This is a genomic window from Streptococcus mitis subsp. hohhotensis, from assembly GCF_000722775.1.
Taxonomy (GTDB): Bacteria; Bacillota; Bacilli; order Lactobacillales; family Streptococcaceae; genus Streptococcus; species Streptococcus carlssonii.
Genome location: NZ_JPFZ01000009.1, coordinates 964,895 through 988,409 on the forward strand (window position 1 = coordinate 964,895; position 23,515 = coordinate 988,409).

10 protein-coding genes are annotated in these 23,515 nt (G+C 39.5%); 1 reads left to right on the forward strand and 9 read right to left on the reverse strand.

From position 1 onward, the window contains the following. Positions 1 to 4: 4 nt before the first annotated feature. The 7 genes from rpsF to SK608_RS07380 form a co-directional block, all read right to left on the reverse strand. The gene (gene rpsF / locus SK608_RS07340; RefSeq protein WP_001151778.1) at positions 5 to 295 is read right to left on the reverse strand and encodes a 30S ribosomal protein S6; all 291 of its coding nucleotides are present in this window, start codon (positions 293 to 295) and stop codon (positions 5 to 7) included. A gap of 163 nt (positions 296 to 458) precedes the next feature. Further along, entirely contained in the window at positions 459 to 9,485 is a 9,027-nt protein-coding gene (locus SK608_RS11755; protein ID WP_050489919.1) for a mucin-binding protein, read from the reverse strand. A gap of 569 nt (positions 9,486 to 10,054) precedes the next feature. Next, complete coding sequence (gene asnS, locus SK608_RS07360) at positions 10,055 to 11,398, reverse strand: asparagine--tRNA ligase (RefSeq protein WP_033677725.1); 1,344 nt, start codon at positions 11,396 to 11,398, stop codon at positions 10,055 to 10,057. Between the two features lie 19 nt (positions 11,399 to 11,417). Continuing rightward, on the reverse strand, positions 11,418 to 11,783 hold the full coding sequence (locus SK608_RS07365; protein ID WP_033677727.1) for a VOC family protein: 366 nt from the start codon (positions 11,781 to 11,783) through the stop codon (positions 11,418 to 11,420). After that, the gene (locus tag SK608_RS07370; protein ID WP_033677730.1) at positions 11,776 to 12,963 is read right to left on the reverse strand and encodes a pyridoxal phosphate-dependent aminotransferase; all 1,188 of its coding nucleotides are present in this window, start codon (positions 12,961 to 12,963) and stop codon (positions 11,776 to 11,778) included. The genes SK608_RS07365 and SK608_RS07370 overlap by 8 nt, the downstream gene beginning before the upstream one ends. After that, positions 12,960 to 13,448 (reverse strand): cell wall elongation regulator TseB-like domain-containing protein, encoded by a 489-nt coding sequence (locus SK608_RS07375; protein WP_033677733.1) that lies wholly within the window; start codon positions 13,446 to 13,448, stop codon positions 12,960 to 12,962. The genes SK608_RS07370 and SK608_RS07375 overlap by 4 nt, the downstream gene beginning before the upstream one ends. Positions 13,449 to 13,749: 301 nt before the next feature. Then, positions 13,750 to 14,946: an MFS transporter gene (locus SK608_RS07380; RefSeq protein ID WP_033677735.1), complete on the reverse strand. Its 1,197-nt coding sequence runs from the start codon at positions 14,944 to 14,946 to the stop codon at positions 13,750 to 13,752. A 388-nt stretch (positions 14,947 to 15,334) separates the two neighbouring features. On the opposite strand from SK608_RS07380, the gene SK608_RS07385 reads away from it, so the two are divergent. Beyond that, on the forward strand, positions 15,335 to 15,883 hold the full coding sequence (locus tag SK608_RS07385; protein ID WP_033677737.1) for an NADPH-dependent FMN reductase: 549 nt from the start codon (positions 15,335 to 15,337) through the stop codon (positions 15,881 to 15,883). A gap of 123 nt (positions 15,884 to 16,006) precedes the next feature. On the opposite strand, the gene SK608_RS07390 is transcribed toward SK608_RS07385, so the two are convergent. Next, positions 16,007 to 19,891, reverse strand: coding sequence for a mucin-binding protein (locus SK608_RS07390; RefSeq protein ID WP_033677821.1), 3,885 nt, complete (start codon positions 19,889 to 19,891; stop codon positions 16,007 to 16,009). Between the two features lie 149 nt (positions 19,892 to 20,040). Continuing rightward, the coding region (locus tag SK608_RS11335) for a mucin-binding protein (protein WP_033677739.1) at positions 20,041 to 23,515 on the reverse strand (3,475 nt) is incomplete at its 5' end.

Below are 23,515 nucleotides of genomic sequence, written 5' to 3' on the forward strand. Positions count from 1 at the left end.
CTTCTTACGCGTCAGTTTTGACGATCATGTGACGAAGAATGTCAGCGTTGATTTTTGAAAGACGGTCAAACTCTTTAAGAGCTGCGTCGTCGTTTGCTTCAACGTTAACGATGTGGTAAAGTCCTTCACGGAAATCTTTGATTTCGTATGCAAGACGACGTTTTTCCCAAGATTTTGATTCAACAACAGTTGCACCGTTGTCAGTCAAAATAGAGTCAAAACGTGCTACCAAAGCATTTTTAGCTTCTTCTTCAATGTTTGGACGAATGATATAAAGAATTTCGTATTTAGCCATTGATATGTTCCTCCTTTTGGTCTAATGACCCCAAGACTTTGCAAGGGGTAAGTGAGGTTCGCTCACAATAAACTATTATACTAGAAAAAAATTTTTTACGCAAGTAAAAACACCGAAATAAAAAAAGAAGATGACGAATCATCTTCTCAAAAACTATGAGTTTTTAGTCTTCTTTTTTCTTGCGAGCAAGAAGTCCAAATCCACCTAGGGCTCCCAGAAGTCCAAGCGCTGCAAGACTAGCGTTAGCTTCTGTACCAGTATTTGGCAATTCTTTTTGACCATCAACATATTTAGGTGTTGCTGGTTGTTTTGGTTGCTCGGGTACTGTTGGCATTTCTGGAGTCACTGGTTGCTCTGGGGTCTCTGGCTCTTGTGGAGAAACTGGTTGTACTGGTTCAACTGGTGTTGGAGTTGGCATCTCAACTTTGCGGAAGATATGTCTGATATTTCCATTTGAACCTGTCACAGTCTTCACATATTCGTAACCTGGAATTCTTCCCGGTTCTTTAGAACCTGGCTCAGTTGGTTTCAATGGATTTCCATTCTCATCAGTCCAAGTAGTTGTATTTTGCTTACCTGGATTTGGTTGAGGAACAGGTGAAGGTGTTGGAGCTGGTGTTGTTACTTTTTCGTAGACATGTTCGATGTCGCCATTTGGAAGTTTCTTCGTTTCTACAAATCTATATTCTGGGATGTCTTTCTTATCTACTGTTCCCGGCTCACTTGGATAGTTCGGAATCTCATTACCTTCTTTATCTTTGAATGAAGTCATAACTTTTTCGTAGACATGTTCTGTATCTCCATTTGGAAGTTTCTTCGTTTCTACGAATCTGTACTCTGGAATGTCTTTCTTATCTACTGTGCCTGGCTCACTTGGATAGTTCGGAATCTCATTGCCTTCTTTATCTTTGAAGAATGTACTTACTTTTTCGTAAACGTGTTCAGTGTCACCATTTGGAAGTTTCTTCGTTTCTACAAATCTGTACTCTGGAATGTCTTTCTTATCTACTGTGCCCGACTCACTTGGATAGTTCGGAATCTCATTACCTTCTTTATCTTTGAAGAATGTATTCACTTTTTCATAGACATGTTCTATATCTCCATTTGGTAGTTTCTTCGTTTCTACGAATCTGTACTCTGGAATGTCTTTTTTATCTACTGTGCCCGGCTCACTTGGATAGTTCGGAATCTCATTACCTTCTTTATCTTTGAAGAATGTATTTACTTTTTCGTAGACGTGTTCTGTATCTCCATTTGGTAGTTTCTTCGTTTCTACGAATCTGTACTCCGGAATATCTTTCTTATCTACTGTGCCCGGCTCACTTGGATAGTTCGGAATCTCATTACCTTCTTTATCTTTGAAGAATGTATTCACTTTTTCATAGACATGCTCTACATCTCCATTTGGTAGTTTCTTCGTTTCTACGAATCTGTATTCTGGGATGTCTTTCTTATCTACTGAACCACTTTCTTTTTCTTTGATTTCATTTCCATCTTTGTCTTTAAAGAATGTTGTTACTTTTTCATAGACATGTTCTACATCTCCATTTGGCAGTTTCTTCGTTTCTACGAAGCGGTAACCTGGGATATCTTTCTTAGGTTGTTCACCGTCTTCGCTTGGATAATCTGGAATAGATACTTCTTTACCATTCGGATCAACTGTCACATAAGACGTTGTAATCTTAGTATAGTTGATTGGTGTATCTTGACTCGGATCAGTTGGTAATGTTGGTGGCACATAACCTTTTGTTGGATCTTCTGGATCAACTGGTTTCAACGGATTTCCATCTTTATCTCTTGGAATGTAACCTGGAACATAAGGAATTACAATATCTTCCGTTGGTACACCCGGTTTAGTTGGATCACCATTTGGATCATTTGGATAATCAATACGTGGAGGATTTGTTTGTCCTGGCACGTTTGGAATCCAGGCTCCAAGTTTCTTATAGACCACTTTTTGAATGATATCTTTGTCTTCAGCCTTAACAGTTTGATCCTTAGTAGATGCTTCAATATCTCCACTTACTGCAATATAACCTTTAACAAGTGGAAGTTTGTTACCAGAAAGAACATCCGTTGTAGCTGCTTTCCATTCGCCGTAAGTAACTTCACCTGTCACCAAGTTCACCTTAGCATCACGAGTAAATTTAACTGATGAAGTCACAGAAGTAGTAACCTCTTTACCATCTCCATCAACATAAGTAATTGTACGAGTTACTTCTTCTGAAGTTGTCAATTCCTTAACGCTTTCAGGCCATACTGGTGAGTTTGGATCCTCTGGATCAATTGGTTGACCTGGAACTGGTGTCACATCACTTGGAATAACTGGAACAAGGCGTGGTTGAACAGTAACAACAAATTTTTGAATAGCTTTTGTATCATTATCAAATGATTGCTTGCTGCCATCAGCTTTTGTAAACTCATCAGACACAAGTTCGTAGCCAAGTTTTTTCAGTGCGTTGATACGTTCTGCAGTAGAGTAGTTCATTTCAGAACCAGAATCACCTTGAAGGATATCCACCTCACCAAGAATTGTTCCGTTAGTATCTTTGTAAGTTACAGTTGCAACCTGTATATCAGACTTCACTTCATAAACAGTTGGTGTATACTTAGCTTTCGCTACAGTGCCATTAGTATCCTTACGTACAATAGTTACTACTGTTGCAGTTCCAACGAAATCTTTATTTGGTGTGAAGGTTACCTTACCTGTTGCATCAACAGTATACGTTCCTTCGTTTGGAACTGTTTTACTTGTTGTACCATCTTCAAATGTAGCAGGAACAGTATTGTCCATTGGTACATCTTTATGACCAGGTACAAATGTTGGTGTACCAGATTGAGGAGTGTTCTTAGGACCTGTAGAACTTGTATCCACACCTGTTGGTGTAACTGGTGTTACAGTTGGAGTGTAACTTGACTCAACAGTTGTACCATTTGTAGGATCTGTTACAACTACTTTAGCTGAATCTGGTGTGCCAACGAAGTCTTTATTTGGCGTGAAGGTTACTGCACCAGTTGGATCGATTGTATATGTACCAACTGTCTTACCATCCTTAGTAGCTGGGATAGTTGTTTCCTCAGTTCCAACGAACTTAGCTGGATTATCTGTTGTTGGTTTCAACTCAGTTCCATCAGCATGTTTATATGTTGGAGTACCTGTCTGTGTCTTACCTTGGATATCAGTTGATGTAGCAGGTGTTGTAGTTGGTGCTACTGGTGTATAGATAACGTACACTGTACTATCAGTTGACTCATTTGTTACCTCAAGGCTTGTAACAGTTTTCTTATCATAAGTATAATTAGCTACTTCTGGAGAAACTACCGCCTCAAGAGTTTGTGCTGCTGACCAGTCAGTATATTCCACATTTCCTGTTACCAAGTTAACGCTTGCGCTACGTGTGAAGGTTACTGTTTGAACTTTATCAGCTGTTACTTCTTTACCATTCTCATCGTTATAGCGGTACTTGATTGTACGAGTAACTGTTTTAGTTAACTCAAGATTTTCTGCAGTACTTGGCCATACAGGTGAGTTTGGATTTTCTGGATCCACTGGTTGTCCTGGAACAGGTTTCTCATCATTTGGAGTCACGGGTTCCACACGTTGTTTAACTGTTACCGTGAAGTTTTGATTCACCGCTGTGTCGTTGTCAAAAAGCTTATCAGCTGTCGTTGCTACAATGAAACCATCTTCTACTAACGTATAGCCAGCTTTTTCAAGAGCTGCAATTGCTTTTTCACGATTAGCAAAGTCGATAGCACCGTTATAAACACCTTCTACTGTCTCAACAGCTGCTGCTGGAACTTTAGCTGAATCTATAGCAACTTCTGCACCAGTTGTCACATCATAGTAAGAAATAGTTGCTGTTTGAACATTCTTTCTATAAGTATATGTTACAGTAGTTGTATCATTTGTAACCTTACCTGAAACATTCTTGGTACCTTCATCAACCGTACCATTTGTTGTTACCACTTTAACAAGAGTGTAACCAGAAATTTCTTTTGGTTCAGTCGTGAACGGAGTCGTCACTTTTTCGTTATTTACTGGAGTTGTTGAAGGAGAGATAATATTACCCTCTTCATCCTTATACTCAACAATGACCGTTCCATCTTCAGCAACAACAGTTGGAGTGTAAGTAGTTGTTACAGTAGTACCGTTGATATCTGCAATTTGTACACGTACTGGTGTAGCTTTGCCTGTAAATTCTTCAGTTGGTTGGAATGTAATGACATTAGTTGTTTTATCAAGAGTGTAAGTTCCTTCACCATCAACCGTAACTGTAGTTACAGCATTTCCATTCGCATCAAGAAGTGTCAAAGTACTCTTATCAAGAGCTACTGATTTTGGTTGACCATCTTCGCCTAATACTTCAGATGTTTCTCCTTTGGCGAAGTTCAAAGTCGTAGCATCTGTATCAGGAATGTCAAAAACAATTTGTGATGTTTGCGCTTGACCTTGCTTACCAGCTGTCGCTGATTCTTTAGCTGTTGGGACTACAGGAACTACTGTTGGAGTATAAGTAGCTGTACCTGTGATGACTGTTGATTCACCTTTTTCATTAGTAATAGTAGCTGATGCTTGAACTGTTACTGGTGCTGGTGTTCCTTTATAAGTTGCAACTGGTTGGAATGTTACTACACCTGTTGTTGAATCAATTGTATATGTACCAACATTTTCAACAGTCATTGAAGTTGCAGTCGTTGGATTTCCAGTAGCTGGATCTACAAGTTTGTAATTTGATACTGGAGCACTCTCATCTGATGATGAGAATAGTGGTGTCTCTGACTGCTGTTCACCTTGGATATTCTTAGATGTTACATTTTTACCAGTAATCGTGATTGGTGTTACTGTTGGTTTATAAGTAGCTGTTGCTGTCTCACCATTTGAATCTGTTGCTTGAACAGTTACTCCTGTCCCTTCTCCAGTAAATGTTGGGACTGGTACGAAGGTTACAACACCTGTTGTTGGATCAATTGTGTATGTTCCTTCATTTGCAATTGTAACACTAGTAGTTGGTTGCATCGTTGATGGATCAACCAACTGACGTGTTGCAATCGTTACTGATGAATCTGACGTTTCAAATTCTGGTGTTCCAGTTTGTGTTTTACCTTGAACGTCTTTAGATGTTGCGTTCTTAGCTGTCATAGTTACATCTGTGACAGTTGGAGTGTAAGTAGTTGTTACAGTAGTGCCATTCGCATCTGCAATACGTACACTAACTGGTTTTGTAACAGTTCCTGTGAATGTTGCGACTGGTTGGAATGTAATAACATTTGTCGCTTTATCCAGTGTATAAGTTCCCTCATTTTCAACTGTTACAGATGTTACAGCATCACCGTTTGCATTAAGAAGAGTTACTGATGCTGTATTAAGATCAACAGATTTTGTTGTATTTGCATCAATAGAAACTGTTCCTTTAGCAAAGTTTACAGTTGTATCATCTGTATCTGCTGCGTCAAACTTAATAGCAGAAGTTTGGGCTTTCCCTTGAGGTCCAGTTGTTTGAGAAGCTACTGCGGTTGGTGTTACTGGAACTACTGTTGGTGTGTAAGTAGCTGTCGCAGTTGCAGTAATATTAGCATTGTTAGCATCTGTACCTAGAATTGCAGTTAGTTTAACAGTTACTGGAGTTGCTGTTCCTTTGAATGTTGGAAGTGGTTTAAAGGTTACAACACCTGTTGCTGGGTCAATTGTATAAGTTCCCTCATTTTCAACTGTTAAAGTATCAACTAGACTACCATCAGCGGCAACCAACTTAGCTGGTGATGTTGCACTTGGTGAGATGGTTGAACCGTCACCTACAGAAGTAAAGGTTGGTGTTCCTGTTTGAGTAGCTCCTTGGATATCAGATGATGTAACGTTGTGACCTTTAATCGTGTCTGTTACTGTAATGTGGTAAGTAGTTGTAGCAATTGAAGAACCTGCACCTGAATCTGTACCTGAATCTGTACCATCCAAAGTAGCCGTAACAACATTTCCGTTACTATCAATAACATCTACAACAACTGTATACACACCCACTTCTGATAAAACATAATTACTAGCTAATGTGTAAGCTGCAGCATCTGTCTTTGTATCATATACTTTTTGAGCTCCAGATGGTGATGTTACTGTCAAACGAGTAATGTAAGTCGTTTTACTATGAGCAGTATCTTCTTTATCTGCAATCGTAACTGCAGCTTGTGCCGCATTACGAAGGTCAACAGTTATCCCCTTAGTTGATTCATAGCTTGTTGATGTTGCAGTTGGTTTTGTGTTGATGATAGTTGCAACATCTGTATTAGTAGCTTTGCGACCTCGAATTTCACCGCCAAATCCTGATGAAGTCATGATATCCCATGATTTATCTCCAAGTTTAGTAGCTGTCACAGTAGAACCATCTGAAGCAGTCCATGCATCTGTATACTTATCATAAGTTACTGTCACAGACATCCCATCTTTAGATGTTTCATTTTTACTTGCAACTGTTGTTTTATGACGAGTTACCGCATCAAGACTCTTAATTGTTCCGTCAGTTTCAAATGTGCGCGTATATGTATAAATATAGAAGTTTTGAGAACCATCCAATTGAGCTTCAACATAAACTTGACGTTTTGTCAAAGTATAAGTCCCGTCTGCATTCGTTGTCTGAACTGTAGTATAATCTGCTGGAAGTTCCCAGTGACCTGTTTTAGAATTCAACGTAGCTACATGAGTAGTATTATCTACATCTGTTAGTGTTACTTTATTACGTAGGAAAGTACCTTTGATATTTTCAGTAATTGCTTCAACCTTGATGTTATCCACTCCAGCTGTTGCAGTTGCAGCTTGTGTAACTGGAATATTAATTTTTCCACCTACTGTCCCCAAATTTGTCCCTACTGCTGCAGCCGTATTGGTTGTTGTTACTGCATTGCCATCTACATCTTCTCCTGATGCAACTACAACCCAACTTCCATTTTGATTTTGAAGAACAGTCTTCGTTCCATCTGGCATGGTAACTACAGCGTTTGTTGCACCTTTAGAAATAGTCACAGGAACAGTTTCTGAGTAGGTTTCAATATTCAAAGCTTCTACTTTTGGTTTAACGACAACTGTAATATTCCCTTGAGCTTCCTGACCAGATTGAATCCATTGTACATTTGATCCATTAACACTGTTGTAATCTTTAGCAAATGTTGATACATAGTAGACCCCTGCTTCTGTCAAAGTACCTGATAATTGGCCAGACGAGTTATATGACGATTGACCATCAATAGATACAGACTGCGGTTGGTTCTTTGGATCCATCTGGTAGCTAACACCAGGAATTGTTGTTGCTGTTTCATCAAGAACTTGACTTCTATTATCTACATTGACACCAGCAATACCAGTTACAGCAGTTCCATATTGTTGACGTATAGTTGTCGTTGTACCATTAGCTTTGGTATAAGGTACATTTGCTCCTTGTCCACGCATTGTGCGCGCCCCTGATGGATCTTGATACTTGATGTCAATATTAATGTCTTGACCAACTGTACGTTCGTAAACTGCATTATCTGTCGCGATAACTGGTGGAGTTGTATCCATCCAGCCTACCCAACCCATACGCATATTTACAAATCGAGTTGTCACCACCGCACCTGTTTTGCTGTTTGTAAAGGTTGCGTTAACTTTGAGATCTTGTACCCCATTTTCAAGATTACTTGTAATAATCCCTTCAATGACATCATTTGTAGCATCATATACAAGACCATTAGGTAGGTTATAAGGTGTAGCAGCACCTACTGATCCATCAATACCTGTTAAAGACCAACCTTTTTCAGCCGCTTCATCTGTCACTCCAAATCGTGATCTTAGACCTGGAATATAAACACGATCAACACCTTGTTCATATGCTAATTTATAAATTTCTGTTGCAAGGAATTCATAAGCTCCATTATTTGAGAATATACTAGCAGAACCACCTGAGATTCGCATTCCACTTGGACGAAGTTGACCTTTCCAAAGCTCTGCTTCTTTGGCTAGTTTTTTAGCCATTTCTGGAGAAAGGGGATAATCCATACGTCCCTTGTTATTGTGACCTGTTGAACCACCCTGGTCAGACGTTAAACCATTTGCAGGGTTAGTTTCTGAGCCATCACGTTGGTTAGAATAGACAACAACTTCTAAACCTTCAGCAGTCCCACCAGTTACACGAGTATAGGCATTCAACTCTCCTGCACTTGCAAAACCGTCAGTAGACGCTTTCCCATCAGGATTGAATTTATAGATATCTTTACCTGTAGCAGTTGCTGCAGTTACAACCGTGGCATGAGTGGCACGCGTACCGTTTGCATTAACGGTTGATTCAGCATAAAAATTTTGTGCTGCCAACGCTACAGCAAATTTCCCATCACGACCAATTCCTGATTTTTTCAGTTCACTATAAACTGCAAGGATAGACTCATTCAAGCGTGAAAGTTGAGCATCCACTTGTTCCTTTGTGACACTCTTATCAGCTAAAAGTACTTTTGATTCGTTAAGTATAGCTTGGTTCTTGGCTACCGCCGCTTCAATTGCTGCTCGATTCTCTTCTGCTACTTCCTTCTTACGGAGTTCTGTAACCGCAAGTGTATTGGTTACATCTGCTTCTGATGTAACTTTATCGAGTTCCGATTTAGCTTCTGAAAGAGCTTTTTCAGCTGGAGTAGCTTTCTTTTCAACTTCTTCTTTAGCCGCCTTATCCTTATCAGCCTGTTCTTTCTCTAGTCCTAGTTTGTTTGATTCAGTTACAACTGTTCCCAATGCAGAAAGAATCTCTTTTTGAACATTTACCTCTTCTTGCTTGGCAGCTTCATTTGCCAAAACAGCTTTCGCAGTAGCTAAAGCTTCACGAACATTGGCTACAACTGAGGCATCCGCATACTTAGCATTGGATAATGCAGCCTCTAAATTTGAAATACTCGTTTCAAGAAGTGACTTATTTACTTTAACTTCTTCTTTCTTGGGTGTTTCAGTTGTCATATCAACCAACTGGATATTACTTTCTCCTAATTCTGGAGAAGAATTTTCTACTTTTTGAATATTTTCTTTAGAGTCTGAAACTGGATTTTGTTCAGTAGCTGAAACTGCTCCATTTCCTAAGAACATTAAACCAGCCGCAATCGCTACTGATGCTGCTCCAAAACTGTATTTACGAATACCGTAACGAATATACTTTTCCGTTCTAAAATCTTGTTGTTTACCCTTCATTTAGAGTCACAACCTCCTTTATGCATATTTTTTTAATATTGAATTGAAATATACAGACAAATAAAAAGCCCCCCCCCCTCGAATTTTTTAGTAATATTAAGAGGTTATCATTTTAAAAAGGTTGCCCAATAATTATCAATATCACTTAATATTGTATCATGCCACTATTATTAATTCAAGTTTCATGTCTATATATATTTATTGTTTCAATTTAATACTTCCTTGAAGAAACCAGTACATACATCAGTTTTTAAACAATAAGATCAATGTACTAAGATACGAAATTCTATTCTAAACAACTAATAGTATGTTTCTAGCACAAATTCAATTTTATAAGAAAAGGAAGTAAATATAGTGGATTAAAATAAGATATGAACAAACTGATTAAGAAAGGCAAATTAATTTCTAGAAATATTTTAGCAGACACAGTGTACTGTTCTAGATTCAATACACTATATTTTCACGAAAAGCGCATATTATCAAGAGCCGATTTTGAAAACCTGATAATATTTCCTTTCGTTTCTAGAGATTTCTATAGAAAAAAACGCCACATAGGCGTTTTTCTATTCTTACGGTTTGATACGGTGCAACATACGTGGGAATGGAATAGCTTCACGGATGTGTTTTGTTCCTGCCGCGAAGGTGACCATACGCTCGATACCGATACCAAATCCACCGTGTGGTACAGTACCGTATTTACGAAGGTCAAGGTAAAATTCATACTCTGTACGATCCATGCCAAGTTCATCCATCTTAGCAACTAATGCATCGTAGTCTTCCTCACGCATAGATCCACCGATGATTTCTCCATAGCCTTCTGGAGCAAGCAAGTCTGCACAAAGCACACGTTCTGGATTTCCAGGAACTGGTTTCATGTAGAAGGCCTTGATGGCTGCTGGATAGTTCATAACAAAAGTTGGCACACCAAAGTGGTTTGAAATCCAAGTTTCATGTGGTGAACCAAAGTCATCACCATGCTCAAGATGTTCGTAGTCAGCATCTTCATCATTCTCATGCTCTTGCAAGAGGTCAATGGCTTGATCATAAGTGATGCGTTTGAAAGGCTCTGAAATGTAGCGTTTCAAGAGTTCTGTATCACGTTCCAAGGTTTCTAAGGCTTGAGGCGCACGGTCAAGAACACCTTGAAGAAGAGCTTTCACATAAGCTTCTTGCAAGTCAAGTGACTCATCATGTGTCAAGTATGAGTACTCAGCATCCATCATCCAGAACTCAGTCAAGTGACGGCGTGTTTTTGATTTTTCAGCACGGAATACTGGACCAAAGTCAAAGACACGACCAAGAGCCATAGCCCCTGCTTCTAGGTAAAGCTGACCTGATTGGCTCAAGTAAGCTGGAGTTCCGAAGTAGTCCGTTTCAAAGAGTTCTGTTGAATCTTCAGCCGCATTTCCTGAAAGAATTGGGCTATCAAACTTCATGAAGCCGTTCTTGTCAAAGAACTCATAAGTTGCATAAATGATAGCGTTACGGATTTGCATCACCGCTACTTGTTTACGAGAACGGAGCCACAAGTGACGGTTATCCATCAAGAAGTCTGTCCCGTGTTCTTTTGGTGTGATTGGGTAGTCTTGAGATTCACCAATCACTTCGATGTCTGTAATGTCCAACTCATAGCCAAATTTAGAACGTTCGTCTTCTTTAACAATACCTGTCACATAAACAGAAGTTTCTTGGCTCAAGCGTTTGATGACATCAAACTTCTCAAGTCCCACTTCTTCACCAAATTTTTCTACAAAGTTTGGTTTAAAGGCCACACCTTGGAAGAAGGCTGTTCCATCACGCAATTGCAAGAAGGCAATTTTCCCTTTTCCTGATTTGTTGGCAACCCAAGCGCCAATCGTCACTTCCTGACCAACATAGTCTTTTACATCAATAATCGTTACACGTTTTGTCATTATTTTTCCTTTTTCTTTTTTATTCTTTATGGCAAACCACTTCTATATTGTTCCCATCTGGGTCAATCATAAAAGCAGCGTAGTAAATCGGTTGCTCACTGCGATAACCAGGAGCTCCATTGTCTCGCCCACCTGCCTCTAAACCAGCCTCATAACAAGCCTGAACTTCTTCCTTATTTTCTGCTAAAAAAGCAAAGTGAATAGGATCTTGTGTCCCCTGAGCCAGCCAAAAATCACCACCAGGATGAGGGCTATTTGGGGCAAGAAAACTGATTAGAGAGGTAGTCTTAAAAGCTAATTTATAGCCCAAAGGAGCGAGAAATCTCCTATAAAAATCTTCTGAAATTTGTAAATCCTTTACCTTAATTTCAAAATGATCAATCATTCTCACTACCCATAAATGCTTTCAAGCGTTTAACTGCTTCTTTAAGCGTGTCTAGGTCTGTCGCATAGCTGAGGCGTACATTTTCTGGTGCTCCGAATCCTGCTCCTGTTACCAAGGCAACTTCAGCTTCTTCTAGGATAGCAGTTGTAAAGTCTGTCACATCCGTATAGCCTTTCATCTCCATGGCCTTTTTGACATTTGGGAAAAGATAGAAGGCCCCTTGCGGTTTGACCACTTCAAATCCAGGCACCTCAGCAAGAAGGGGATAGATGGTGTTTAGTCGTTCCTCAAAAGCCTGACGCATGTTTTCTACAGTATCTTGCTCACCTGATAGAGCCTCAACTGCTGCATACTGAGCTACTGCTGACGGATTGGAGGTTGTTTGACCTGCAATCTTAGACATGGCAGCGATAATGTCTGCTTGACCGACGGCATAGCCAATCCGCCAACCTGTCATAGCATAGGTTTTAGACACACCATTGATGACCACTGTTTGCTTGCGAATCGCTTCTGATAGGCTAGAAATCGGTGTGAACTCATGACCATTATAGACCAAGCGACCATAAATATCGTCTGCTAGGATGAGAATGTCATTTTCTACAGCCCAGTTTCCGATTGCCAAGAGTTCCTCACGGGTGTAAATCATACCTGTCGGATTAGATGGTGAATTCAGCACCAAAACCTTGGTCTTGTCAGTGCGAGCCGCTTCTAACTGCTCTACAGTCACCTTAAAATGATTGTCTTCCTTAGCAGGAACAAAGACAGGAATCCCTTCAGCCATCTTGACCTGATCTCCATAGCTAACCCAGTATGGGGTTGGGATGATGACTTCATCACCTGGATTGACCACTGCCATAAAGAAGGTATAGAGAGAATATTTGGCTCCTGCAGCGACTGTCACTTGATTTGGCGCCACAGAATAGCCGTAAAAGCGCTCAAAGTAGCTATTGACCGCTGCCTTTAGCTCTGGCAGACCTGAGGTCACTGTATAAAAAGAAGCACGCCCATCTCGAATCGATGCAATGGCGGCATCTTGGATATTTTTGGGAGTAGTGAAATCTGGCTCACCCAAGGTTAGAGACAGGATATCTCTTCCCTCAGCCTTCAGCGCTTTGGCACGGGCTCCAGCAGCCAAGGTCACACTTTCTTCCATTTCTAAAACACGGTTGGATAGTTTCATAGGCCCTCCTTATTGACCAATGCTCCTGTTTCAAAATCTACTAGATAAAAATCAGAGCCTGACTTAACTTCCCAAATTGGCTTATCTTGATAACGGCCAAAGGTAATCTTGTCAATCTCGCCAGCTCCTTTTTCCTTAGAAACAGCTTCTGCTTTTTCTTGTGAAACACCCTGATTTAGCTGATAAACGTAAATCTTATGGTCATCTTTTCCAATCAGGACAGCAAGTGATTCTTGTTTTTTATTACGACCAAGAACGCTGTAATAGGATTCTAAGCCATTGTATAAGTCAACCTGATCAGCCTGCTCTAATCCTGCATACTGCTGAGCTAATTTTTCTCCTTCACTTTTAGCTGTTTGATAAGGTTTCATACTCAGAAACACTAGATACAGAAAGGAAGCACTGATAACCACAAACAAAATCGTCATCCCTAGACCATACTGCCACAGTAGATTATTTTTTGCTTTGTTTTGTCTTTTTTTCACTCGTCTATTTTACCATCTATTAAGCTTTATTACAAGTGAATGCAAGAATACTCTTCGAAAATCAAATTCAAACCACGTCAGCTTTATCTGCAACCTCAAAGCTGTGCTTTGAGCAATCTGCGGCTAGCTTCCTAGTTTGCTCTTTAATTTTCATTGAGTAATAAGAAACCAATTCTATTTCTCCCTTCAAAGCAAACCGATTTTTCTTGATTAAAACCGATCAAGAAAAGTAAAGACAGCTCCAAAATCAACCTATTAAAAAACCTGAGCCTGGCACTCAAGTTTTCGTAAGTTTTTTAATCTATAGAATCACTTTATCATCCATTCTTTTAGCCATTTTTCCTAAAAAGATAGCCAGTAGAAGGCCAACCATAACTAAAAAGAATCCTAGATAAAGAAATGTTACTACAAAGCCTAAATGGTCAATCAACCAGCCTGTCAGTGGGAAGAAGACAATCATACTCAGGCTAAACATCATAGAGTAGACACTTAGCATGGTTGCCCTTACTTCACTTGGGAGGCGCTCTTGCAAATCATTGTCAAAAATCGGCTGAAAAAGAGCATATAGAGCATTACTAATCAAATAAATCAAAATATAGATTAGAGGTGTTCCAAAGTAGGACAACATATAGGTGACGCCAGTCAGCAACACGAGGACAGGGAAAAGCTTCAAGGCAGCATAGTTCTTTCCAATCCTACTCGCTAGATAGACTGCAAGGATATTCAGGAGACTACCAAGTAGCATAACTGCTGAAATTTGCCAACCACTTAAATCTGGTAACTGATTTTGATAGTAAAAGTAAAACATGCACATGAGTACTCCGACAATCTGAGACAAAATCATCCAGTTGAATAGCATGGGATTTCGCTTCAACTCATCCTTAACGGTCCAAATAATCTGTTTCATGCTCACACTATCAGCTTTTTCTAGCTTGACACTAGGTTCTTTCAGCATCCAAATCAGGAAAATAACTATGATAGAAGTGGCAATCATGATATAGTAGGTCAGGTGCAATTGACCATGAACAAAAAATCCCGCTAAAACGGTCCCCAAAGACCGAGTTCCTTCAGCTACTCCTGACATAAAGCTTGAAATGGATAGATAGCGCTCCTTCAGTCCAGCCTCTACAGCAGAGTCATAGATCATTGCTGCGCTTGTTCCTGAATCAAAATTATAAGACAAGGCACTCACCGCCATAGCTAGCGCATAAATCCAAAAATTTCCCTGCCCAGCCAACATGAGAACGGAAGACACAATCCCTGCTATTCGACTTAAATAAAGATTGGTCTTATAGGAATAGCGATCAGCTAACATTCCAGATGGAATTTCACAGAGAAGACTGGTAGTATGAAAAATACTTTCTAGCAGTCCAATCTGCCAAAGAGACATTCCGTTTTGACTGAGAAAGAGAATCCAAAAACTGGTAATCCCTAAAAAAGCAAAAAACTCAACTCCGGCCATCAGGCCAATATTTTTCCGATAATTTCTTATTAACATCTTTTCTCCTTAACAAGTGTATTATTATTTCTTTTGTCCGTCACTTGTTAATTTGTGCCTTACATGATTTCCACCCCTTTTAGAAGCATTCTTCAATGCCATTATTGTTCCTTTAATGATTTATGAAATGATACCGGAAAATAGCTGTTCTGCGGTTTCTATTGCGAGTTTTCTTGTTTATTTTAGCACTTATGTCATCATATTACAAGAGAATATAGGAATACTCTTCGAAAATCAAATGCATTCCAGTAGCAAGTGACTAGAGTTTCGGCAATTTTATAGTTTTACTTATCTTTGAGCAAATTTCTTGCAAGTCCTTTTGTTTTGTTGTAATATATTTTATAACAACGAGAGAGCTCTCGGAAGTTTAAGAAAAAGGAGACACATCATGTCTAAAAAAGTATTATTTATCGTCGGATCACTACGCCAAGGTTCTTTCAATCACCAAATGGCTCTCGAAGCTGAGAAAGCACTTGCTGGTAAAGCAGAAGTTAGCTATCTTGATTACTCAGCCCTTCCTCTCTTCAGCCAAGATTTGGAAGTTCCAACTCATCCAGCTGTATCTGCTGCTCGTGAAGCGGTTCTCGCTGCGGATGCCATCTGGATTTTCTCTCCAGTCTACAACTTCTCTATCCCTGGAACAGTGAAAAACTTACTTGACTGGCTATCTCGTGCCCTTGACTTGTCTGATACACGTGGTGCTTCTGCCCTTCAAGACAAGTTTGTCACAGTATCATCTGTAGCCAATGCAGGTCACGATCAACTTTTCGCTATCTACAAAGACCTTTTGCCATTTATCCGTACACAAGTCGTTGGTGATTTCACTGCTGCACGTGTCAATGACTCTGCTTGGGCAGACGGAAAATTGGTTCTTGACGAAACAGTCCTAAACTCACTTGGAAAACAAGCTCAAGACTTGGTTGCAGCAGTTCAGTAAAAAATAGAGAATTTTAAGAAGTCTTTAATATAAAAATGAGTAACTTTTGATGTAAAGTTGCTCATTTTTTTGCGTTATCTAATACTATCCTATTAGTTAAATCAGCAGTGACACTTCTTTAATTTAACGATGCCGTCTAGCATGAACACGACTTTCTGGTCCAGTTCTGACTAATTTAACTTGTTTACCATGATGTGAAGGAACATGGTGTACTGGTCTATGATGAGGTCTCGTTAAATGCGGTTTAGTCTGAACACTTGGTTTTGGATGAGTTACAACTACGTTTGGTTTTGTAACAACTCCTACCACATGCGTGTAGCTAGTAGTGCCAGTATGAATAACACTTGTCACCTCTGAATGAGTTTCGGTTTCATTTGTTGTAATAGTGACAATCGGTGTTGTAGGACCCGCTGTTGCCGCGTTTGAAGTAACAGTAGTTGTCGTTGTAGTTGTAGTCGTAGCCGTTCCACCAGGAACAGGTCTTGTCTCTGTTTTCTTATTAACAGATGTTTGTGAAGAAAAATCTGTTGGTTTAATTGCAGCCAAGGCTTCAGCTGGATTTAAGCCAGGTTTTGAATCAGTAGTCGCTACCGGTTTTGGTTGCACAGCTGGTGTTGGTGTAGCTGGAGTAGATACTATTGGTTTAACAGGTGTTACCGTTGCAGGTGCTACTGGTTTTACTGGAACAACTGGTTGTGGTGTGGCAACTGGCGCTGGAGTTACTGGTGTCGAAACTACTGGTTTGACCGTTGTTACTGGTGTTGATGGTGCTACTGGTTTTGGTTGAACTACAGGTGCTGGCTTAGCAGGAGTTGGCACTGCTGGTTTAACAGGTGTTACTTGCTTGACCGATACAACGGGTTTTGCAACAATTGGTGATGATGCAACAACTGGATTCGGAACAGTCAAAACTGGTTTGATAGAAATTCCATTCCCTAGACCAGAAGGAGTTGCTGCAATAGTTGTTACTCCTTGCGGAGTGACATTTGGTTTATGAACAGTCCTATCCACTGAAGCTACTGGTTTATCATCAATTCTTGTGATTTTCCAATTATCATAAATAACTGCACCAGTAACGAGGTTAACTCTCGCCACTCTTTCAAAAACTACAGATCGAACTACATCTTTGAAAGCTTGTTTACCATCTTTTTGATATTTGTAGTGAATGGTCTGCTTGGTCATTTTTCTCAGTGTATCCAAGTTTTCAACCGATTTAGGCCAAACAGGTGACAATGCATCTCCTGCTACTAATGGATTTCCAGCAATTGGTTTAGGATCATCTGCTGTGACAGTCACAACTTTTTCGATTAATTGCACTGAGAATACTTGATCAGTTTGTTTTTCACTATCAAAACGTTTATCATTAGCATTTGCAAAACCATCATGTACTAATTCATATCCTTGTTTTAGGTATTGATTAATACGAGTTTTTGAATTATAAGAAATTGTTTCACCTGGAAGACCAACTACACTATCCACATTTCCTAAAATTTTAGGACTTGTTTCTGTTTGATTGAGGTATTTAACCTGTGCTTTTTGTTGAGCAAGATAATCATAAACAACATGGATATCGGCCTGTGTCAAATGTCCCTTACTATTAGCAGGTGTTTGTGACAAGACATATACTACACCATCTTTTTCGAAACGTTCAGGAACTTTAGCAGTCACATCATAGTTATTTCCCAACAAGTTAATGAGATTTGAACTCTTATCATGTGGTGTATTGAATGTTTCTAAAATAGCTTGACTTGTTTTATCACGATACTGAATATCAACTTTACCAAATTTAGCTTCTTCGTACACAGCTACCACGTTGGCTTGAGCTCGTGTAATCGTACCAGATGTCTTCGTATTACTATAGAAACGATCATTCTGTGCATACTCTTTGAAGACATAATATTTACCATTTGGTGAATGCAATAAATAAGGTGCTGTGATAGAAGTTGTTTGAATTCCTTTGTTTTCTTGAACTTCTGTCTCAGTTGTATTTCTCTCCAAAGTAGCTACATAGCTAGTATCAATTTTGGTAGATGGTCTTACAGTAGTGAATTTGTCTTGAAGGATACCTCCATTTTCCACCGCTGCAATGGCAGGAAGAAGCATTTTCCCTTGAGTATCAACGAAGCGAACAGCTACATCTCCATATACAAGGCGTCCATCTGTTCTAACCATATCTGGGTTGGCAATTTTCCAGTCAGAATCAGCAGCTTGTTCGTATTGGTCTGTAAGATTTTTACCTTTGGCATCAACAACTGTCAATGTCCCTGAAACATTCGATTTAAAACCATTTCTAGCTTCATTCAGATAATTAACTGTGTGACTTGTCGGAACACGGTCAACTCCAAAATCTTTTGTACGTAATACATAAGTTCTTCCAGCCAACATCTTTCCAGATACTAATTCAAAGGTTAATTCATTATCTGCTGCCTTAAGAATCTTGAATTTGGCATGTTGACCAGGCTCTTCACGAGGTGCTTCCAAAATAACATTATGGCGATTTACCCTTGTTCTTGATGTATCAGGGCTAGTATTTATCATTTCGACATTGTGGGCACCACGTTCAATAAATTCACCAACAGTAGCAAACTTATTGAATTCTGTATCATTGATACGAATAGTGAAACGAGTCCCTGCACTAAAGTTTGATTTCCATGTTCCAATACGAAGGGTAGTGTTGTATGTCTTGATACTTCCATCATCGTCCAACATCACATCACCTGTGAAGTTAACTGTAGTAGGTGTATCATAAACTTTAGGTGCTCCGATATCTGTTTTAATCACAGTGTAATTCTTAGTGACTACATTTTGACCATTAACTGAGATAACACCAGTTACAGACTTATCCACATTCACTCGAGGATAACGAATGCCACCTCTATATTGAAGTTCAAAAGTAACATCGTCTAAGCGTTCAATTTCGTCAGTGAAACGGTATGTTGCTTCAATATGACTTCCTTTGTCAACTAAATCCCATGATTCTTTTGTGTCCAAAGCAACGTCACGATCTCCACGTGAAGCCCAGTATGAAAGGCTTCCAGCTTTGGCATTATCATTTTTCTGAACCAGACTCACTCGTTCTGCAAATACTTTACCTTCAGCAACCAATTTTTGAGGAAGATTATTGTCTTGTGGTAATTCCTTCAAGCCAATTGTGAAGATATCTCCCTTATGATAGGCACCATTTTTAAATTTTAATTGGAAACGATAATCAGCAATACCTGTTGAAGTCACACGATCCGCCATATCGATTGTACCACTGGCAATAATACTTCCATTATCGATAGCTACATCTTGTGTTTGAATTGGCGATAGACTAGCGCTAATTTTCTTGCCATGTCCTGCACGTTGCAACTCAGTATACACTGTTTCAATAGCTGAATACAGTTGATTTAATTGAGTCTTAAGATTTTCTGCACTCACAGATGAATCTTTTAATAAGGCTTTTGATTGGGAAATCTGAATGGTGGCTGCCTTAACAGCTTCTTGAACTAAGGCTTTTTCTTCAGCTTTACGTTCTGCTTCTTGAGAATAACGTAAAGCGACTTGATTTAAAACTTCTGCTTCTGATACAATCTGATCCAGAGTAGTTTTTTCGACTGATTTTTCTTCTTTTACCTTTTCACTTGAAGCAGGTGAAGTAGTTTTTTCTTCGCTAGGTTTTACTTCTTTAGAGGTTAATTCTTTTGAGTCAGAATTTTTTGTCTCAGCTGCCACTTTAGATTCTGCTTCCTTCTTTAGAAGGGCATTGACATCTAATTCTTCTTTTTCCAAAACTGGAGCTTGAAGAGTGGAAGGTAATTCTGCTATTTTTTCCTCTGAATTTTTTTGCTTGGTCTCGTCTGGTTTTTTAGAGACTTTTTGTTCTTCTTTTTCAGTTCGATGTGAATCTACTTTCTGTTCATCTGCACTTACACCTGAATAAGTAGCAAAAACCATTAAGGCAGCTACAGCAACAGATACTGCACCAAAACTTGATTTTCTAATGGAATACTTGTTTACCTGATTCATTTGATTCCGTTTTACTCTTGAATACATATATTTTCTCTCTAACTTTTTATGATAAAAAAGGAGTGGAATTGATGCTGTATTGACATACATTCTCACTCCCTAAAACACTACACTTACAATCTTTTGTTGTCTAGAGTTTTGTTTTGATTTTATTCATCTCTTTTTGCTTTTCCAACTAAACTGAATCCAGCAAGTAAGCCCAATACTCCCAGAACTTGAGCCATTCCAGAAGAGGGACCTGCAGTTTTAGGAAGTTCTTTTTCATTCTCTCTGGAAACTGGAGTTTGATTTGGAACTTCTGACGGCACATGTGGAGCCGGGGTTTGCGTTGGAACCGGAGTTGGGATTGGGGTTGGAGTTGGCGTAACCTGTGGGGTTGGGGTTGGAGTCGGAATTGGTGTAACTTGTGGGGTTGGGGTTGGAGTCGGAATTGGTGTAACTTGTGGAATTGGTTGAACATTTCTATAAGTTACAGTTACAACCTGATTTTCAGTTTCTGCTGTAATTCCTTGAACCGAATCTACTTTAGCAAGATCAGGATTGTAGCCTGCAATGCTTGGAGACACCACTTCGTCAAAACTTGTCACTCCATCTTCAGAAACCCAAGATGTACTTGTAGTCTTACCTGTCACATTATCGATACTTAACATACGTGAAAAACTTACTTGATCATGGTGATCTTCACTTGCTTTTGTACCATCTGCAAATACATAATGAATCGTTCTTTCCACAAGTTTTGGAGTATCTTTTTTAACAGTGATTTTATGTTTCAATAGGACTGTATATTCTTGAACTTTTGTTTCATCTGTATCAAAAGTTGCATCTGTAGGGAAACCATCTTTCTGCAATAAGTAGCCTTTTTCAATCAATGGTTTCAAAACAGTTTCTGTCGTATAGGCAATCTTTTCTCCAGATTTACCAGTAACATTGTCTGTATGAACGACCTCATCCTTATTATCAACATCTATATAACGAACTACTGCAACTTGATCTGTTTTGACGTAAGTTATCTTTGTATCTTCACCTGGATTTTTAGGTGTGACACTTGTACGCTCTGGTTTGTAGCCTAGAATTTCAGGTACTGCTGTTTTTCCAGCTTTACGAGGATCATTTGCATCATTCAAGTATTGTGGTTGAGGAGCATTTACAATTACATTTCCAGAAGCATCTACTGGAATGATTTTACCCAAAACTTTATATGTAACTGTATCTGTTGCTTTTGGTAAATCTGGCGTAACTGTCTTAGCACCAGCTTCTGCTTTATCAGCAAAATATCCTGTCACAACTGGTACTTTAACTGTTCCATAGGTATGGTTCTTGTTTTCCCAAGTTGTTTCTTTAGTCGCTTCATTATATGATCCCTTGAAGACAAAGTCATTTTGCACATTATCTTTAGGAGTTGCAGAACCTGCACCAGTAAAACTTACCGTTTGGTTTGTTTCCTTGGATACTGGATCGATAATTTCATTATATGTTACAAAGGTATCTTTTCCGATGCGATCAGGATCTGATTCATCATTTGGTTCAATTGTCTTGTCAACAATGTTATAGCCCCAAGCAGTTGGTTGCGTATTATTTAATACATGGAATTTTGGAGCCTCAGGAATTTTTGTTTCCGCTGCTTTTGTTGCATCGTTTGGATCATTATCATAGTACTTATAGAGAGCGTCTTCAATGTTTTGTACAACCTCTCCTTGTTCATTGATATATTGTCCTTTATTATTGACTGCTACAATGCGTCCCATTTCTTTCAAGTCAACATTAACTTCTGTATCTTGAGGAGAATTTGGATTAACCTCCATCGTTCCTACTTTATTCACAGTAGCATAGAACTTTGGTGTAACAGGTGTTCGTACTGCTTTGAAGACTGCATTAACAGATGAACCCGCTTCTGAATTATTTGAAGTAGTTGATTCTGCTACAGCAGCACGTTTATCTCTTGATGAACTGCGTACAGAAGGCTCACCATTTTCTGTAGCAGTTAAGCCTACTGGAGACACTTGTGGAGCTAAATGATTTTCTGGAACTGGAGCTACTTCTGACAATGCTCGTCTGCTTCTAGATGATCTAGCAACTCTTGATTCACTATTGTTGACAACCGATGGAGTTGAAATAGCTGGTTGAGATGCTACTGGAGCTACAACATCTTGGTTCTTAATAGCCGTAATCTTCCATTGTTCATAATTAATATCACCAGAAACCAAATTCACAAGAGCATTCCGTTCATAAGTGATATGTTGATCAATTGATCCATATGCAGCTTTTCCATTTTTGAGGTAACGGAAGTTAATGCGACGACTTATTGTTTGAGTTAGCTTCTCCATTCTTTCAACAGTACCTGGCCAATTCGGTGTGTTGGGTTGTCCTGGAGTGACTGGTGTATTTGGTTGTGGTTTAGGATCTTTCGGTGTCACACGTTCGACACGTTCTGAAAGGGTTACTGTGTAGACTTGGTCACGTGCTGTATCGTAGTCATAAATCTTCGCACCACCTGCTGTGAATTCATCACTGACAAGCTTATAGCCTTGTTTCTTGAATTCATTGATTTGATTGGTAGTGCTGTAGGCAATGACTTCCCCTGACTTACCTGTTACTTCATCTGTTTTGAGAACATGGTTACCGTTAGTACTTACGTAACGGATAACAGCTTTTTGGGCATCCTTACGGTAAGTGACTGTTTCAACTCGGTCTTGGTCTTTCGCTTGAACTCCACTTACAGCTGGAATTTCTGATTTATCCGCTGTGTAACCTGCGATAGTTGGAGAGACCACTTTATCAAACGTATCATCATTGGTTGTCCAGTCTTGGAAGTCGATATGACCTGTTACCAAGTTGACATTGCTCCAACGTTTGAATTGAAGAGTTTCAACCACATCATCCTTAGCCTTGCTTCCATCTTCGTAAACATAATGGATGGTACGGCTAACACTTTCCTTGTTGTCCAAGTTTTCAACGGTTCCTGGCCAACGTGGGCTATCTGGTTGTCCTGGAGTGACTGGTGTATTTGGTTGTGGGCTTGGGTTATCTGGGTTAACGGGTTCAACACGTTCTGAAAGAGTTACTGTGTAGACTTGGTCGCGTGCTGTATCGTAGTCATAAACCTTAGCACCACCTGCTGTAAACTCATCGCTGACAAGCTTGTAACCTTGTTTCTTGAATTCTATGATTTGACTTGTTGTGCTGTAGGCAATGGCTTCGCCTGACTTACCTGTTACTTCATCTGTTGTGAGAACACGATTACCGTTAGTACTTACATAACGGATGACAGCTTTTTGGGCATCCTTACGATAAGTGACTGTTTCAACTCGGTCTTGGTCTTTCGCTTGAACTCCACTTACAGCTGGAATTTCTGATTTATCCGCCGTGTAACCTGCGATAGTTGGAGAGACCACTTTATCAAACGTATCATCATTAGTTGTCCAGTCTTGGAAATCAATATGACCTGTTACCAAGTTGACATTGCTCCAACGTTTGAAGTTCAGTGTTTCAACCACATCATCCTTAGCCTTGCTTCCATCTTCGTAAACATAATGAATGGTACGACTAACACTTTCCTTGTTGTCCAAGTTTTCAACGCTTCCTGGCCAACGTGGGCTATCTGGTTGTCCTGGAGTGACTGGTGTA